Genomic DNA, 15737 nt, shown 5'->3' with positions numbered 1-15737 from the left:
CTAGCCCAGGGCCCTGGCACGGCGTGCGGACTGCCAGCACCGCGCCGAGGTGATCAGGTTGTCCTTGATCTGCAGGATTTCCATGCGGATCGCGCCCAGCTGCAGGCAGGCGGGCGCGTCGGGGAAGGCCTCCAGGTGCTCGAGGATCAGGCCGTTGAGGGTCTTGGGGCCATCGGTGGGCAGTTGCCAGGCGAGCACCTTGTTGATGTCGCGAATGTTGGTCGTGCCCTCGATGATGTAGCTGCCGTCGTCCTGCGGATGGATCTCGCGGTGGGTGGCGGCTTCGTCGGTGGTGAACTCGCCGACGATCTCCTCGAGGATGTCTTCCAGTGTCGCCAGTCCTTCCACGTCGCCGTATTCGTCGACCACGATGCCGATGCGCCGCTTGTGCTGCTGAAAGTTGAGCAGCTGCGTGTGCAGCGGGGTCGATTCGGGGATGAAGTAGGGCTCCCGGGCCTCCTGCACGATGGCAGCCTTGGTTACTTCGGGCTTGGAGAGGAAACGGGCGGCATTGCGCAGGTGCAGTATCCCGATGATGTTGTTGATGTCGCCTTTGTACACCGGCACCCGGGTGTGCTGGCTGGAGCGGATCTGGGCGAGGATCGTCTCGAGGTCGTCGTCGAGATCGATGCCGGCGATCTCCTGACGCGGCACCATGATGTCGTTGACGGTGACATTCTCCAGGTCGAGGATCGACAGCAGCATCGTCTGGTGACGACGTGGAATCATGGTGCCGGCTTCATGCACCACCGTGCGCAACTCGTCGCGGGTCAGGTTGTCGGCGCTGCCGTCGATGTCGCGGATGCCCAGCAGCCGCAGCAGACCGTTGGAAATGGCGTTGACCAGCCACACGAACGGGTAGAACAGCTTGAGCAGCGGTTCGAGGGCCACCGACGCGGGATACGCGATGCGTTCGGGCTTGACGGCGGCGAAGGTCTTGGGCGTGACCTCGGCGAAGATCAGGATCACGATGGTCAACGCCGCCGTGGCGATGGCCGGCCCGGAGACATCGCCGAAGAAGTGAATGGCGATGATCGTGGCAATCGACGCCGCGAGATTGTTGACGAAGTTGTTGCCGATGAGGATGACGCCGATGAGGCGGTCGGGGCGACTGAGCAGTCGCAGCACGCGCTTGGCCGCGCGCTCGCCGCTATTGGCCTGATGCGACAGGCGGTAGCGGTTGATCGACATCATCCCGGTTTCCGAGCTGGAGAAGAAGGCGGATAGGCAAATGAGCACGAGCAGCAGCGTCAGCAGCAGCCCCAAGGGTATGTCATCGCTCAAGGTGGAGAGGTCCTCGCTTGAAAGCCAACGTCGTTTGTAGGGATTCCCCCCGGGGGTGTCAAGGCGACCTCTGGGCTATCACACGTCGTGGAAGACGAGCTGCAGCGCGACCTTGGTGCCGAAGTAGCCGAGCACCAGCAGCAGGCAGCCGCCCAGCGTCCAGCGCACGGCGCGCGCGCCGCGCCAGCCCAGCCAGTGACGCCCGATGAGCAGGCCGGTGAAGACCATCCAGGCGGCCAGCGAGAACACCGTCTTGTGCACGAGATGCTGCGCGAACAGGTTGTCGATGAAGATGAAGCCGCTGACGATCGCCGCGGTGAGCAGCAGCAGGCCGGCGCCGATCAGCTCGAACAGCAGGCGTTCCATGCTGGTCAGGGCAGGCAGCACCTGGACGATGCCGCGCGTATGCCGGCGCTTGAGTGCGTGATTCTGCAGCGCGACCAGCATGGCTTGCACGGCGGCGATGCTGAGCAATGCCGAGGCCACGCTCGACGTCAGGATATGAAAGACGATGCCGGGCGAGACGTTGGCCTCGACCATGTGGCTGGGGAACAGCATCAGCGCGATCAGGGTCAGCGCCGCCAGTGGAAAGAGACCGGCTCCGACGCTCAATAACGGCTTGAGCAGGCTGACGGCGATCAACAGCGCCGCGATCAGCCAGCTGAACAGCGATGCGCTCTCGAACAGCCCCAGATGCAGTCCGTGACCGAGAAAGACGCTGTGGGCCACGACCACGGCGTGCGCGCTGACCGCAAGCAGGCCCAGCGAGCGCACGAGCGCCGCTCGGGGCGCCACGCGCCTGGCGAGCGCCAGTGCTTGCCAGCTTCCTGCGGCGAGATAACAGACAATGGCGAGAATCGCAAAAGGCAGCGCCTGCATCGGTGGCCAATCCCTGCGCCGGTCGGCGTCGAAGATAAATTGAAGTACCCCATTGTGGCCGTGCCACGTGGGCTCGGGAGCGTTACTATAGCGAATCCCCGCGCCATAGCGAATCCCCTGCGTCATCCGGGCATTGCCACGGGTGCATGGAGACCATCGCTACGAACGCGTATAATCGCCGTTTCATGCCTAGGCAATTCCTGCCGGAGAGCGCCATGTTTGAAAGTTTGACCGAGCGCCTGTCGGGCACGCTCAAGTCGATCACCGGTCAGGCCAAGCTGACCGAGGACAACATCAAGGATACCCTGCGCGAGGTACGTCGTGCACTGCTGGAGGCCGATGTGGCCCTGCCGGTGGTCAAGGCGTTCGTCGAGCGGGTGCGCGAGCGTGCCGTGGGTCAGGAAGTTTCCCGCAGCCTGTCGCCGGGCCAGCAGTTCGTCAAGATCGTCCAGCAGGAGCTGGAAGCGATCATGGGCGAAGCCAACGAAGCGTTGTCGCTCAAGAGTTCGCCCTCGGTCATTCTGATGGCCGGCTTGCAGGGCGCGGGCAAGACGACTTCGGTTGCCAAGCTGGCGCGCTTCCTGCGCGAGCGGGAAAAGAAAAAAGTGCTGGTGGTCTCCGCCGACGTCTATCGTCCCGCGGCCATCGATCAGCTCGAGACGCTGGCCAACGAGGTGGAGGTCGACTTCTTCCCGTCGACCAGCGCGCAGCGGCCGGTGGAGATTGCCCAGGCGGCGATCAAGCACGCCAAAATCCAGTTTCATGACATCGTGATCGTGGACACCGCCGGCCGGTTGTCCGTCGATCAGGCCATGATGGAAGAAATTCAGGCGCTGCATGGCGCGACCACGCCGGACGAGACGCTGTTCGTGGTCGATGCGATGACCGGCCAGGATGCGGCGAACACCGCCCAGGCCTTCCACGAGGCGCTGCCGCTGACCGGGGTGATTCTCACCAAGGCGGACGGCGATGCGCGTGGCGGGGCGGCGCTCTCCGTGCGCCACGTCACCGGCAAGCCGATCAAGTTCATGGGCATGGGCGAGAAGGTCGACGCCCTGGAGCCCTTCCATCCGGATCGCGTGGCGTCGCGGATTCTCGGCATGGGCGACATGCTGTCGCTGATCGAGGAGGCCGAGCGCAGCGTCGACGAGGACAAGGCGGCGAAGCTGGCCAAGAAGGTCAAGAAGGGCGACGGCTTCGACCTCGAGGACTTCCGTGACCAGCTGCAGCAGCTCAAGAAGATGGGCGGCATGGGCGGCTTGATGGGCAAGTTGCCGGGCATGGGGCAGATGGCCGAGGCCGCGCAAAGCCCCGGTGCCGAGAAGGAACTGGGCAAGCTCGAGTCGCTGATCAACTCGATGACGCCGAAGGAGCGCCGCAAGCCGGAGATCATCAATGGCTCGCGCAAGCGCCGCATCGCGGCGGGGGCGGGGCTGCAGGTGCCCGATCTCAATCGTCTGCTCAAGCAGCACAAGCAGATGCAGAAGATGATGAAGAAGGTCGGCAAGAAAGGCGGCATGCAGAAAATGATGCGCGGGATGGCCGGCATGGGCGGTGGCCCCGGCGGGCCCGGCATGGGTGGCCCGGGAATGGGCGGCCCCGGCATGGGCGGTGGTCCCGGCGGCTTTCCGCGCCGCTGAGTGCGGCGTCTGCTTGTCAAGGAAAAAGGTTTCCAATACGTGCCTTTTTCCGTAGAATGCTGCGTCTTCGCAGGTGGGTATGCCCGCCGCGACAGTCCGTGGCGTAACGTAAAACTTCAACCGTAGGATTTTAGCGCATGGTTACCATCCGTTTGGCCCGTGGTGGCGCCAAGAAGCGTCCCTTCTATCACCTGACCGTCAGCGACTCGCGCAAGTCTCGCGACGGCCGCTTCATCGAGCGCATCGGCTTCTTCAACCCGGTGGCCCGTGGTCAGGAAGAGCGTCTGCGCGTCGATCTCGAGCGTGCCGCGCATTGGCAGGAACTGGGCGCGCAGGTCTCCGATCGCGTCGCCGAGCTGCTGAAAGAAGCACGCAAGCAGCAAGCGTGAGTGCGCTGCCCGACATGTCGCACGAGACCGGTGGCGCCGACACGGCGCAAGACGACGAGCACGTGGTGCTCGGCCGCCTGACCAGTCCCTACGGCGTGAAAGGGTGGCTGAAGGTGTATTCGTACACCAGCCCCATCGAGGGCATCTTCGAGCATGCCGAGTGGGTGTTGTCGAAGCGAGGCGAGCGCCGAGCGTGCAAGCTGAGCCAGGGGCGCCCCCATGGCAAAGGGCTGGTCGCCAGCCTGGAAGGCATCTCGAGCCGCGAACTGGCCGAGCAATGGGCCGGCGCGGACATTCTCCTGCCCAAGCAGGCGTTGCCGGCGCTCGCGCCGGGAGACTATTACTGGTACCAGCTCGAAGGCCTGCGGGTCGAGACGCTGGACGGTGAATGCCTGGGGCAAGTGAACTACCTCTTCGAGACGGGCGCCAACGATGTACTGGTGATCCGGCCCAGCGAGGCGAGTCTCGATGAGCGGGAACGGCTGTTGCCGTTTCTGCCCGACGACGTGATCCGTCAAGTGGATCTCGACGCCGGGCGAATGATAGTGGATTGGGATCCCGAATTCTGACGCCGCTTCGGGCGGTGTCGTTGGCCGAGTGATGAAGCCGTGTGGATTGGTGTTGTCTCCCTGTTCCCGGAGATGTTCGAGGCGATCACCCGTTACGGCGTAACGGGGCGTGCCGTCGACCAGGGGTTGCTAGAGGTGGATTTCTGGAATCCCCGGGATTACGCCACGGATAAGCACCGCACGGTGGATGATCGCCCATACGGCGGTGGCCCCGGCATGCTGATGAAGGTCGCGACGCTGCGACCCGCCATTGCCGAGGCGCGGCGTGACGCCGAACGCCGTGGCTGTGCGCCGGCGCGCACGCGGGTGGTCTATCTGTCGCCTCAGGGGCGGCGGCTCGACCAGCGCGGCGTGCGTGAGCTGGCCGATCTGGAGGCACTGATCGTCGTCGCCGGTCGCTACGAAGGCATCGACGAGCGAGTCGTCGAGGCCGACATCGACGAAGAATGGTCGATCGGCGACTACGTGCTGAGCGGCGGCGAGCTCCCGGCCATGGTGATGGTCGATGCGGTATCCCGGCTGGTGCCGGGGGTGCTCGGCCACGGCGATTCGGCACTCGAGGATTCCTTCAGCGAGGGGCTGCTGGATTGTCCGCACTATACGCGTCCCGAAACCATCGACGGACGCCAGGTGCCGGATATCCTGCTCAGTGGCAATCATGCGGCGATCCGCCGCTGGCGACTGAAGCAGTCCCTCGGACGCACCTGGCTCAGGCGGCCCGAGTTGCTCGAGGGTCGCGCTCTGGACCGTGAGCAGCAGCGCTTGCTCGACGAGTTCATCGCGGAACAAGCCACGAGCCAGAACGTCGGCAGGACGGAGGAGCGACGACCCCTCGAAGAGTGAGGGGCGCGCGTCACCCACAACGTCGATTCCCGCGTTTTCGCGACGCCGGGATCACGACCGAAACTCGCTTCAGGCAGCATCGGGCATTCAAACAGTTAGGAGTCAGTCATGAGCAGCAAGAACAAGGTGATCCAGGCGCTCGAAACCGAGCAGATGGGCAAGGACGTTCCCGAGTTCGCCCCCGGTGACACCGTGACCGTTCAGGTCAAGGTCGTCGAAGGCAACCGCGAGCGCCTGCAGGCTTTCGAAGGCGTGGTGATCGGCAAGCGCAATCGCGGGCTCAACTCCGCCTTCACCGTGCGCAAGATTTCTCACGGTGTCGGCGTCGAGCGTACGTTCCAGACGTACAGCCCGCTGGTCGATTCCATCGAGGTCAAGCGCCGCGGTGACGTCCGCCAGGCCAAGCTGTACTACCTCCGCGAGCGCAGCGGCAAGTCCGCACGCATCAAGGAAAAGCTGGCTCGATAAGCGGCTTTCGGCGCCGGCCAGGCGCCACGAACGCCCCGTTGGGCGCTCGACGAGAACCCTGCGGGCCTGCGGCTCGCGGGGTTCTTGCATATTGGGCGGCCGTGGGCGGTACCGGGGAGGGAGACGGTGAACGATCTCGAATGGCGCGATGCCTTTCTCGATGGGTTATGGCTGGAGCGAGGGTTGAGCCAGCATACGCTGGCGGCCTACCGGCGTGACCTGGATGCCTGGCTCGCGCATCTCGCGGCGCGTGGCGCCTGCCTGATGGCGCCCGACGAACAGGCGCTGGAGACGTTCCTGGCGGCGCGTCGCGAGCACTACCACCCTCGCTCGGTGGCCCGTCTGCTGTCCTGCTTGCGGCGTTTCTACCGTTGGGCGCTGGCCGAGGGGCACGTCAGCGTCGACCCGCTGGCCGACGCACGTGCCCCCAGGGCCGTCACCAAATTGCCCGATACCCTGGACGAGGCCGAGGTGGAACGGCTGCTCGCGGCGCCCGATGTCGAGCTGCCGCTGGGTCTGCGGGACCGCACCATGCTCGAGGTGCTCTATGGGTGCGGCTTGCGCGTTTCCGAGCTGGTGGGCCTGACGGTGGACGCGGTCAATCTGCGCCAGGGAGTGCTGCGCGTGCTCGGCAAGGGCGACAAGGAGCGCCTGGTGCCGCTGGGCGAGGAGGCGACCGCATGGCTGGCGCGCTACTTGCGCCAGGGACGCGGCGACTTGATGCAGGATCCTACCCGGCCGCCCTTGTTTCCCGGCCGACACGATGGCTTCATGACGCGTCAGACGTTCTGGCACCGCATCAAGCGACATGCCGTGTCGGCGGGCATCGACAAGCCGCTGTCGCCGCATACGTTGCGTCATGCGTTCGCGACGCACCTGTTGAATCATGGCGCCAACTTGCGTGTCGTACAGATGTTGCTGGGTCATAGCGACCTGTCGACCACGCAAATCTATACCCAAGTGGCCCAGGCGCGGCTGGAAGCGCTGCACGCCCAACATCATCCCAGAGGTTGATCATGCCAAGAGTCCCGTTGTCCGTCCTGGGAGGTGCCCTGGCCCTCCTGATCGCACCGCTGACGCTCGCCGCTCCTCCCGAGGGGCTGGCCGACAAGCTGAACCACAATGGCCAGCCGCTGCCGGTGATCTCGATCGATGATTCACCACTGTCGGGGCTCTATGAGGTGCATCTCAAGGGTGGTCAGACTCTCTATACCGATGCGAATGGCGAGTACATGGTGGTCGGCGACCTCTATCGAAACCGCGATGGGCAGATGATCAACCTCACCGAGCGTGCCGCCAACGAGCGCCGGGTCGAGCGGCTCGATGCGATTCCCGACGAGCAACGCGTGATTTACAAGCCCGCCGGCGAGGTCAAGGCACGCGTGACCGTGTTCACCGATACCTCGTGCCCTTATTGCCAGAAGCTGCATGAAGCCGTACCCCGTCTCAATCAGATGGGAATCGAGGTAGACTATCTGGCCTTCCCGCGTGCCGGTGTCGACTCCGAGGCGGCGCGGGTGATGCGCCACGCCTGGTGTGCTGACAATGCCAGCGAGGCATTGAGTGCCGCCATGCGCGGCGACGACGCACCGACCTCCGCGGCGCAGTGCGATGCGCCGGTGGCCGAGCAGCATGCCCTGGGCATCGAGCTGGGCATTCAGGGCACGCCCGCCATCGTGCTGCCGGATGGCCGCATGCTGCCGGGATACGTGCCGCCGGAGCGGCTGGCCGCGATGCTGGGCATCGACGAGTGAACGACGAACGACAAGACGATTCCGCCTCCGGCTCGGTGCCGGAGGCCGCTGGACACATACACTGAACAAGGGGAGCGTGACGTTGAAACCGGTGAGAGTAGGTATCTGTGGGCTAGGGACCGTGGGTGGCGGTACCTTCAATGTGTTGACGCGCAACGCGGACGACATCGCGCGTCGCGCCAGCCGGCCGATCGTGGTCGAGCAGGTTGGCGCGCGTCGCGACAACCCGCAATGCGAGACCGCCGGGGTCAAGGTCACCCGTGACGTCTTCGAAGTGGCCCGCAACCCGGATGTCGATGTGCTGGTCGAACTGATCGGCGGCTATGACGTGGCACGCGAACTGGTGATGACCGCCATCGAGCATGGCAAGCACGTGGTCACCGCCAACAAGGCACTGATCGCCGTTCACGGCAACGAGATCTTCCAGGCGGCGCACGAAAAGGGCGTGATCGTGGCCTTCGAGGCGGCCGTGGCGGGCGGCATTCCGGTGATCAAGTCCCTGCGCGAGGGGCTGGGTGCCAACCGCATCCAGTGGCTGGCCGGCATCATCAACGGTACCGGCAACTACATCCTCACTCACATGCGCGACGAGGGCCGTGCCTTCGACGACGTGCTCGCCGAAGCGCAGGCCCTGGGCTATGCCGAGAGCGATCCCACCTTCGACGTCGAAGGCATCGACGCCGCGCACAAGCTGACGATTCTCGCCTCGATCGCCTTCGGTGTGCCGCTGCAGTTCGACAAGGCCTACACCGAAGGCATTTCGCGGGTCACCGCCGAGGATGTCGAGCAGGCCGACCAGCTGGGTTACGTCATCAAGCACCTGGGGATTTCCAAGCGCACCGACAATGGCCTCGAGCTGCGCGTGCACCCGACGTTGATTCCCAAGGAACGTCTGCTGGCCAGCGTGCATGGCGTGAAGAACGCCATTGCCGTGATGGGCGATGCCGTGGGCCCGACCCTGTACTATGGTGCCGGCGCGGGAGCCGAACCCACGGCCTCGGCGGTGGTCGCCGACCTGCTCGACGTGGCCCGCGACATCACCACCGAGCATCATTATCGCGTGCCGTACCTGGCCTTCAGCGGCATCGACGAAGCCGATGGTTCGTTGCCGATCCTGCCCATGGAAGACATCGTCACCGCCTATTACCTGCGTCTGCTGGCGGTGGACCGCCCGGGCGTGCTGGCACGGGTGGCGACGATTCTCTCCGAGCAGGGGATCTCCATCGAGGCGATCATCCAGAAGGAGGCCATCGAGGGAGAACTGGTCCCCATCATCCTGATGACGCATCGCACGCGCGAGCAGCACATGAACGAGGCGATCCGCCAGCTCGAGTCGCTGGCCGATATCGCCGGACCGGTGAACCGCATCCGGGTCGAGTCGCTCGACGAGAACGAATAATCCAAGCTTCGAGCCGCGAGCCTCGGGCCGCGAGCATATTCGCTTGCGGTCCGGCATCGCCGCTCGCCACTCATGGAGTGAAGCATGCGCTATATCAGTACGCGCGGCGAGGCGCCGGCGCTGAGTTTCGAGGATGTCGTGCTGACCGGCATGGCCGCCGACGGTGGTCTGTACGTGCCGGAAACGATCCCCACCTTCTCGCAGGCGGAGCTCGAGGCGATGGCCGGGCTGTCATATGCCGAGATCGCGTTTCGGGTGATGAAGCCGTTCGTGGGCGGGGAGATCGATGACGCGACCTTCCGGCACCTGGTGGAAGACGCCTACGCGACCTTCAGCCACGAAGCGGTGGTGCCCCTCAACCAGCTGTCGAGCAATCATTTCCTGCTCGAGCTGTTCCATGGCCCGACCCTGGCGTTCAAGGACGTCGCCCTGCAGCTGCTGGGACGCATCCTCGATCACTTCCTGGCCAAGCGTGGCGAGCGCGCGGTGATCATGGGCGCCACGTCCGGGGATACCGGCTCGGCGGCGATCGAAGGCTGCCGGCATTGCGACAATCTGGACATCTTCATCCTGCATCCGCACAACCGGGTGTCCGAGGTCCAGCGCCGGCAGATGACCACCGTGCTTGCCGACAACGTCTTCAACATCGCCATCGAGGGCAACTTCGATGACGCCCAGGCGATGGTCAAGGCGAGCTTCGCCGACCAGCGTTTCTTGAAGGGCACGCGCCTGGTGGCGGTGAACTCCATCAACTGGGCGCGCATCATGGCGCAGGTGGTCTACTACGTGGCTTCTGCCGTGGCGTTGGGCGCGCCGCGCCGCGAGGTGAGCTTCTGCGTGCCGTCCGCCAACTTCGGCAATGTCTTCGCCGGCTACGTGGCATCGCGCATGGGGTTGCCGGTCAAGCAATTCATCGTCGCCACCAACGCCAACGACATCCTGCATCGCACCCTGGCCGCCAACGACTTCTCCAAGCAGGCGCTCAAGGCGACGCTGGCGCCGTCGATGGATATCGTCGTGTCGTCGAATTTCGAGCGCTTGCTGTTCGAGGCCTATGATCGCGACGGCGCGGCGGTGCGTGACCTGCTCGAGCGATTCCAGCACGAACCCACGGTGCTTGCCGAGGCGCCCCTGGCGCGACTGCGCGAGCAGTTCTCCAGCTTCAGCGTCGACGACGCGACCATCCTCGAGGTGATTCGCGAGGCGCATGCCCGCACCAAGGAACTGCTCGATCCGCACACTGCCACCGGGTATCGCGCGGCCGAGCGCGTGCGTGCCGACGAGGTCACCCCGATGATCACCCTGGCGACCGCGCATCCGGCCAAGTTCGCCGATGCCGTGATCAAGGCGGGCATCGACGAAGTGCCGTTGCCGTCTCACATGGATGGCTTGCTGGAGCGCGAGGAGCGCTATCAGGTACTGCCTGCCGACCTGGAAGCCGTGCAGGCCTTCGTCGCCGAACAGCGCCGCTGAACCTCACGACGCCGGGGATGACCCGGCGTCGGGCATTGCCACCCGCCGTTTTCCGAGGAGCTTGACCGTGTCCGTAGCCGAGGTCGACCTTGAGGGTCTCCTGCGCCGTCGCATGCTGCCCCGTCCGCGTGACGAAGGCGTCTATCGCCGCGCGCAGGCGGCAGGCCTCAGCGAGCTCCAGGCACGCGTGCTGGCCGGACGTCTGAACGCCTATGCGGGCGATATCGCGCCGCTGGTCGATCCCAGCCTGCGCTATCTGACCCACCCCGAGCGCCTGCAGGATGCGCGTCGCGCCGCCGAGCGCATCGCCCAAGCGGTGGCCGAGGGCGAGCACATCGGCATTCTCACCGACTACGATGTCGACGGAATCACCTCGCACGTGGTGATCCTGCGCACGCTCAACGAGCTGTTCGGCGTGCCCCTGCACAAGCTGCACAGCCTGATCGGGCACCGGATCTTCGATGGCTATGGCATCAGCCTGCCGCTGGTGGAGCGGACGTTGGCGCTGTCGCCGCGTCCCAGCCTGGTGATCACCGCCGACTGCGGCAGCTCCGACGAGCCGCGTATCGCGCGCCTTCACGAGGCCGGGCTCGACGTCGTGGTCACCGATCATCACGCCTTGCCGGCGTCGGGACCGCCGGCTTCCGCCTATGCCACGGTCAATCCCACGCGTGCCGACTGCGATTACCCCGACCCGACCATCGCCGGCTGCATGGTGGCGTGGCTGACCATGTCACTGACGCGCTCGGTGCTCATCGAGCAGGGCGTGGCCTCGCCCTCGACTCCCAAGCTGTCGCCATGGCTGTCGTACGTGGCGCTCGGCACCGTGGCGGATTGCGTGTCGCTGGGCGATAGCCCGGCCAACCGGGCGGTGGTCAGTCACGGGCTGACATTGATCAACCGCATGGAAGCCGCCTGCTGGCGCGTCATGGCCGAACGCCTGGGGACGGACAGCGTGCCTTTCGATGCCGAGACCCTGGCCTTTCAGATGGGCCCGCGCATCAATGCCCGCTCGCGTCTCGACGACCCCTACGCGGCGCTGCATTTCATGCTGGCCGCCGATGACGCCACGGCGCGTCGTCATCTCGAGGTGCTGGATACCGACAACCAGTCGCGCAAGGCCATCGAGTCGGACATGGTCGAACGTGCCCGCAGCCTGGCCCTCGAGGCCCTGGCCGAGGGGGCCTCGGCCATCGTGGTCTTCCTGGAGGACGGTCATGCCGGCGTACAGGGCATCGTCGCCTCGCGCCTGGTCCAGGCGTTCGGGCGTCCCACGCTGGTCCTCACACCCGCCGCCGCGGCGGGGATGTTGACCGGTTCGGGGCGCTCCATCGAGGGGCTGCATCTGCGCGATGCATTGCAGCGCGCGCACGAGCTGGCCCCCGAGGCGCTGCCGCGTTTCGGGGGGCATCGTGGTGCGGCAGGGGTCGGCGTGCCGCGCGAGCGGCTGACGGCGTTCCGCGATGCCTTCCTCACGGCGGTCGAGGAACAACTCGGTGGCCGCGACCTGTTTCCCTACGTGCTCACCGATGGTGCCCTGGAGCCGGCGCAGCTGTCGTTGGCCTCGGTGGATGAGCTGGCGCGCCTGGCCCCCTACGGCCGGGAATTCGACGCGCCGTTGTTCGAGGGCGAATTCCGCATCGAACAGCTTCGCGCCGTGGGCGCCGATGGCAACCACCTGATGCTGGAGCTGTCGATGGGGCCGGTCAGTCATCGCGCGATCTGGTTTCGCGCCCTGACGCCCGGTGAAGTCCCGGCATTCGGACCTGGCGACCGCCTGCACTGTGCCTACAAGCTGGCACGCAACCGCTGGAAAGGGCGTGAGTCGTTGCAGTTGATGATCGAGCACGCCGAACCGGTACGCTGAACCGCTGCTGCGCGCTCGATCTGGGGGCAGCGTCTCCCCGCTTCCTTCGATGCTTAATAGTTCGGCCAGACGCCGGGGGTCGCCAGCTCCAGCAGATGCTCGTCGGGATCGCGGAAGTAGAGGCTCTCGCCGCCTTTCGGCCAATGCGTGCGCCCCTCGATGGGAATGTCGTGGGCGGCGAGTTGGGTTTCCCATTCCTCCAGCTCATCGCGGTCGATGGCCAGCGCCAGATGCACGCGCCCGGCCCCGTCGTGGGGCGGGATGGTGCCCATGCCCTGCGGAAGGGTCACGGTCTCCTGCGTACTGCCTTGCTGAAAGAGCAGCAGCACGCTGCCCGGGCCGGCCGCGTAGGCGGTGAAACGGTGATCGGCGGTAAAGGGGGTGAGAGTCATCACGTCCTCGAAGAAGGCGCGTGCCCGCGCCATGTCGGTGACGTAGAGTGCGGTTTCGAGAACGCCGCGTAGCCTGGGCATGCTGCCTCCTGCGTTGGCATGTTCTTACAGCCTAGGCGTGTGAGCGGCGGCGCTCAACGCACCACCCAGAACCACCAGACGATGCCTGCCATCAGAGCGATGCCGACCAGATTGACGAAAATGCTCATGCGGCCTCCCGATGATGCTCGGATGCGGGTGCCCTGGACGGGCGTGTCGAGGGCTTGAACAGCCGCAGTCGATTGGCATTGCTGACCACGGTGACCGAGGACAGCGACATGGCGACGGCGGCCACCACCGGGGACAGCAGCATGCCGGTCAGCGGATAGAAGACGCCGGCGGCAATGGGAATCCCCAGCCCGTTGTAGCCGAAGGCCCCCCACAGGTTCTGCTTGATGTTGCGCAGGGTCGCGCGGCTGATCTCGATAGCGTCGGCCACGCCATGCAGGGAGTTGCGCATCAGCGTGATGCCGGCCGACTCGATCGCCACGTCGGTGCCCTGGCCGATGGCGAAGCCCACATCGGCCTGGGCCAGGGCCGGCGCGTCGTTGATGCCATCGCCGGTCATGCCCACGACATGGCCCTCGCGCTGTAGCCGGGCGACGGCGTCGCGCTTGTCTCCTGGCATCAGTTCGGCGTCGAAGCGCTCGATGCCCAGCTCATGTGCCACGGCGGCGGCGGTATGCGCGTTGTCGCCGGTGAGCATGACCACCTCGATGCCGTCCCCGCGCAGCCGCTCGATGGCCTCGCGGCTGTCGTCACGCAAGGGATCGCTGATGCCGAAGACCGCCAGCACCCGTTCGTCCCGGGCCAGGTACAGCGGCGTGCGGGCGCGTGCTTCCAGGGCAGCCCCGTGATGCTCGGCATCGCCCAGTGCGACGTTGCCATCGCGCATCAGGGCGGCGTTGCCCAGGCGTAGCCGGTGCCCCGAGGCATGCGTCGCGACGACGCCGCGCCCGCTCAGCGCCTGGAAGTCGTGCACCTCGGGCGGCTGCTTGTCGCCCAGCGTCTGCTGGGCATGCTCGAGCAGGGCCTTGGCCAGCGGATGCTCGGAGCCGCGCTCCAGCGCCGCGACGAGTGCCATGCCCTCGGCGGCGTCGCCCTCGAGCCACTCGGTATCGGTGACCCGTGGGCGCCCTTCGGTCAGCGTGCCGGTCTTGTCGACCACGAGCGTGGTCAGGCGGCTGGCGGTCTGCAGGGCATCGCCGTCACGCACCAAAATGCCGTGTTCGGCGGCCTTGCCCACGCCGATCATCGTCGACATCGGCGTCGCCAGGCCCAGAGCGCAGGGGCAGGCGATGATCAGCACGGTGGTGGCGGTGACCAGCATGTGGATCAGGCGCGGCTCGGGCCCAAGGTTGAACCATACCAGGGCGGTCAGCACGGCGATCAGCAGCACGCCGGGCACGAACACGGCCGCGATGCGGTCGGCGAGCGCACCGATGGGAGGGCGCGAGTTCTGGGCCTTGGCGACCTGTTCGACGATACGCCCCAGGCGGCTGTCGGCACCGATGTGGGTGGCCCGGTACGTCAGGGTGCCCTGGGCGTTGACGGTGCCCGCGCTGACCTCGTCGCCGGGTTGCTTGGCGACGGGCAGGGGCTCGCCGGTCAGCATCGACTCGTCGACGTGGCTTTCACCTGCCTCGACGACCCCGTCCACCGCCAAGCGCTCGCCGGGCCGCACGCGGATCCGGTCCTCGACGACGACCTCCTCGAGGGGGACGTCCCGCTCCGCACCGTCACGGATCACCCGCGCGGTGGGCGCTTGCAGATCGAGCAGTCGATTGAGCGCGCGGGAGGTGCGCCCGCGTGCCTTCAGTTCCATGGCCTGTCCCAGGCTGATCAGGCCGATGATCATCACCGATGCCTCGAAGTAGAGCCCGCGGGCGGCGTCGGGAATGGCGTCGGGGACGAGCACCACGACCATCGAGTACAGCCAGGCCGTGCCCGTGCCCACGGCGATCAAGGTGTCCATGTTGGCCTGGTGATGGCGGAACGTCTTCCAGGCATTGACGAAGAAGCGCCGACCCGCGGTGGCCAGGACGCCCAGGGTGCCCAGCCCGACCAGCAGCCAGAACCCGCGTTCCGTGCCGGTGAGTTGGGGATGGTGCAGCAGCATGCTGCCCATCAGCAGCACGCCGGGAATCAGGCCCAGTGCGGTGTCGCGCAGACGCTGACGATATTCGCGGGCCTCGTTGTGCTCCCGCGTGCGGGCGGCCTGCCCGAGGTCTTCGATCAGCTCGGCGCCATAGCCGACGTCTTTCACGGCGTCGATGAGCTGCCGGGCCGTGGCGGTGCCCTCGACCTGGGCGGTGTGCGAGCCGAAGTTGACGCTCGCCGCGCTCACGCCGGGAGTGGCTTCCAGGGCGCGGGTGATGGTGTTGACGCAACCGGCACAGGTCATGCCGGACAACGACAGACGCAGCGAGGTGTTCGCGACATCGCGGGCCTCGGCACCGCTGGAGGCCGGGGCCGGTGTCGGCGCGGGGGAGGCGGCGTCGCGGTCAGCATCCGTCGCGGGCGGATAGCCGGCGGTCTCGAGCAGGGCCGACAGCCGCGCATCGTCGAGCGCAGAGACGACGGTCAGACGCTTTTCGTTGGGTTCGCCCGTTACCCGGGCCTGGTCGTCCTCGGCCTGGATCGCCTCGCGCATGCGCTTGACGCAGCCCTGGCAGTTCATGCCGGGGACGTGGAAGCGGTGTTCGTCGTGCGATGCCATGGGCGCGTTCCTCCGTTGTGCG

The 15737-nt window shown here is 66.2% G+C and carries 14 protein-coding genes; 10 read left to right on the top strand and 4 right to left on the bottom strand.

Going from position 1 to position 15737, the window contains the following annotated elements; genetic code table 11:
• Both CSAL_RS15260 and CSAL_RS15255 read right to left on the bottom strand, forming a co-directional pair.
• Entirely contained in the window at positions 1 to 1284 is a 1284-nt protein-coding gene (locus tag CSAL_RS15260; protein WP_011508309.1) for an HlyC/CorC family transporter, read from the bottom strand.
• 78 nt (positions 1285 to 1362) lie between these two features.
• The gene (locus CSAL_RS15255; protein ID WP_011508308.1) at positions 1363 to 2163 is read right to left on the bottom strand and encodes a cytochrome C assembly family protein; all 801 of its coding nucleotides are present in this window, start codon (positions 2161 to 2163) and stop codon (positions 1363 to 1365) included.
• A gap of 215 nt (positions 2164 to 2378) precedes the next feature.
• On the opposite strand from CSAL_RS15255, the gene ffh reads away from it, so the two are divergent.
• From ffh to CSAL_RS15205, 10 genes are all read left to right on the top strand, one after another.
• Positions 2379 to 3803 (top strand): signal recognition particle protein, encoded by a 1425-nt coding sequence (ffh, locus tag CSAL_RS15250; RefSeq protein WP_011508307.1) that lies wholly within the window; start codon positions 2379 to 2381, stop codon positions 3801 to 3803.
• Between the two features lie 137 nt (positions 3804 to 3940).
• Positions 3941 to 4192, top strand: a complete 252-nt coding sequence (rpsP, locus tag CSAL_RS15245; protein ID WP_011508306.1) for a 30S ribosomal protein S16 — start codon at positions 3941 to 3943, stop codon at positions 4190 to 4192.
• Positions 4193 to 4206: 14 nt separating this feature from the next.
• Positions 4207 to 4761: a ribosome maturation factor RimM gene (rimM, locus tag CSAL_RS15240; RefSeq protein WP_011508305.1), complete on the top strand. Its 555-nt coding sequence runs from the start codon at positions 4207 to 4209 to the stop codon at positions 4759 to 4761.
• Between the two features lie 39 nt (positions 4762 to 4800).
• The gene (trmD, locus tag CSAL_RS15235; protein WP_011508304.1) at positions 4801 to 5604 is read left to right on the top strand and encodes a tRNA (guanosine(37)-N1)-methyltransferase TrmD; all 804 of its coding nucleotides are present in this window, start codon (positions 4801 to 4803) and stop codon (positions 5602 to 5604) included.
• A 108-nt stretch (positions 5605 to 5712) separates the two neighbouring features.
• Entirely contained in the window at positions 5713 to 6072 is a 360-nt protein-coding gene (gene rplS, locus CSAL_RS15230) for a 50S ribosomal protein L19 (RefSeq protein WP_011508303.1), read from the top strand.
• A gap of 126 nt (positions 6073 to 6198) precedes the next feature.
• Entirely contained in the window at positions 6199 to 7086 is an 888-nt protein-coding gene (gene xerD, locus CSAL_RS15225) for a site-specific tyrosine recombinase XerD (protein ID WP_011508302.1), read from the top strand.
• A gap of 17 nt (positions 7087 to 7103) precedes the next feature.
• Complete coding sequence (locus tag CSAL_RS15220) at positions 7104 to 7826, top strand: DsbC family protein (protein WP_244846402.1); 723 nt, start codon at positions 7104 to 7106, stop codon at positions 7824 to 7826.
• Positions 7827 to 7908: 82 nt separating this feature from the next.
• Positions 7909 to 9225, top strand: a complete 1317-nt coding sequence (locus tag CSAL_RS15215) for a homoserine dehydrogenase (protein ID WP_035413187.1) — start codon at positions 7909 to 7911, stop codon at positions 9223 to 9225.
• A gap of 84 nt (positions 9226 to 9309) precedes the next feature.
• Complete coding sequence (gene thrC, locus CSAL_RS15210) at positions 9310 to 10698, top strand: threonine synthase (RefSeq protein WP_011508299.1); 1389 nt, start codon at positions 9310 to 9312, stop codon at positions 10696 to 10698.
• Positions 10699 to 10810: 112 nt separating this feature from the next.
• Entirely contained in the window at positions 10811 to 12565 is a 1755-nt protein-coding gene (locus CSAL_RS15205; protein WP_050934592.1) for a single-stranded-DNA-specific exonuclease RecJ, read from the top strand.
• Positions 12566 to 12618: 53 nt separating this feature from the next.
• On the opposite strand, the gene CSAL_RS15200 is transcribed toward CSAL_RS15205, so the two are convergent.
• Together CSAL_RS15200 and CSAL_RS15195 are read right to left on the bottom strand one after the other, a co-directional pair.
• Positions 12619 to 13038, bottom strand: coding sequence for a VOC family protein (locus CSAL_RS15200; protein ID WP_011508297.1), 420 nt, complete (start codon positions 13036 to 13038; stop codon positions 12619 to 12621).
• A 124-nt stretch (positions 13039 to 13162) separates the two neighbouring features.
• The gene (locus CSAL_RS15195) at positions 13163 to 15715 is read right to left on the bottom strand and encodes a heavy metal translocating P-type ATPase (RefSeq protein ID WP_011508296.1); all 2553 of its coding nucleotides are present in this window, start codon (positions 15713 to 15715) and stop codon (positions 13163 to 13165) included.
• Positions 15716 to 15737: the final 22 nt, after the last annotated feature.

Origin of the sequence: Chromohalobacter israelensis DSM 3043 (genome assembly GCF_000055785.1) — a bacterium.
Lineage (GTDB): Bacteria > Pseudomonadota > Gammaproteobacteria > Pseudomonadales > Halomonadaceae > Chromohalobacter > Chromohalobacter israelensis.
The sequence above is the reverse complement of the archived record's forward strand: the minus strand, read 5'-3'. Positions and strand labels throughout refer to the sequence as shown.

Excerpts from the sequence above, each read along its gene's own strand:
- rpsP (WP_011508306.1), top strand. The coding sequence starts at position 3,941 with ATGGTTACCATCCGTTTGGCCCGTGGTGGCGCCAAGAAGCGTCCCTTC.
- CSAL_RS15205 (WP_050934592.1), top strand. The coding sequence starts at position 10,811 with ATGCTGCCCCGTCCGCGTGACGAAGGCGTCTATCGCCGCGCGCAGGCG.
- CSAL_RS15200 (WP_011508297.1), bottom strand. The coding sequence starts at position 13,038 with ATGCCCAGGCTACGCGGCGTTCTCGAAACCGCACTCTACGTCACCGAC.
- CSAL_RS15195 (WP_011508296.1), bottom strand. The coding sequence starts at position 15,715 with ATGGCATCGCACGACGAACACCGCTTCCACGTCCCCGGCATGAACTGC.
- thrC (WP_011508299.1), top strand. The coding sequence starts at position 9,310 with ATGCGCTATATCAGTACGCGCGGCGAGGCGCCGGCGCTGAGTTTCGAG.
- rplS (WP_011508303.1), top strand. The coding sequence starts at position 5,713 with ATGAGCAGCAAGAACAAGGTGATCCAGGCGCTCGAAACCGAGCAGATG.
- rimM (WP_011508305.1), top strand. The coding sequence starts at position 4,207 with ATGTCGCACGAGACCGGTGGCGCCGACACGGCGCAAGACGACGAGCAC.
- ffh (WP_011508307.1), top strand. The coding sequence starts at position 2,379 with ATGTTTGAAAGTTTGACCGAGCGCCTGTCGGGCACGCTCAAGTCGATC.
- CSAL_RS15255 (WP_011508308.1), bottom strand. The coding sequence starts at position 2,163 with ATGCAGGCGCTGCCTTTTGCGATTCTCGCCATTGTCTGTTATCTCGCC.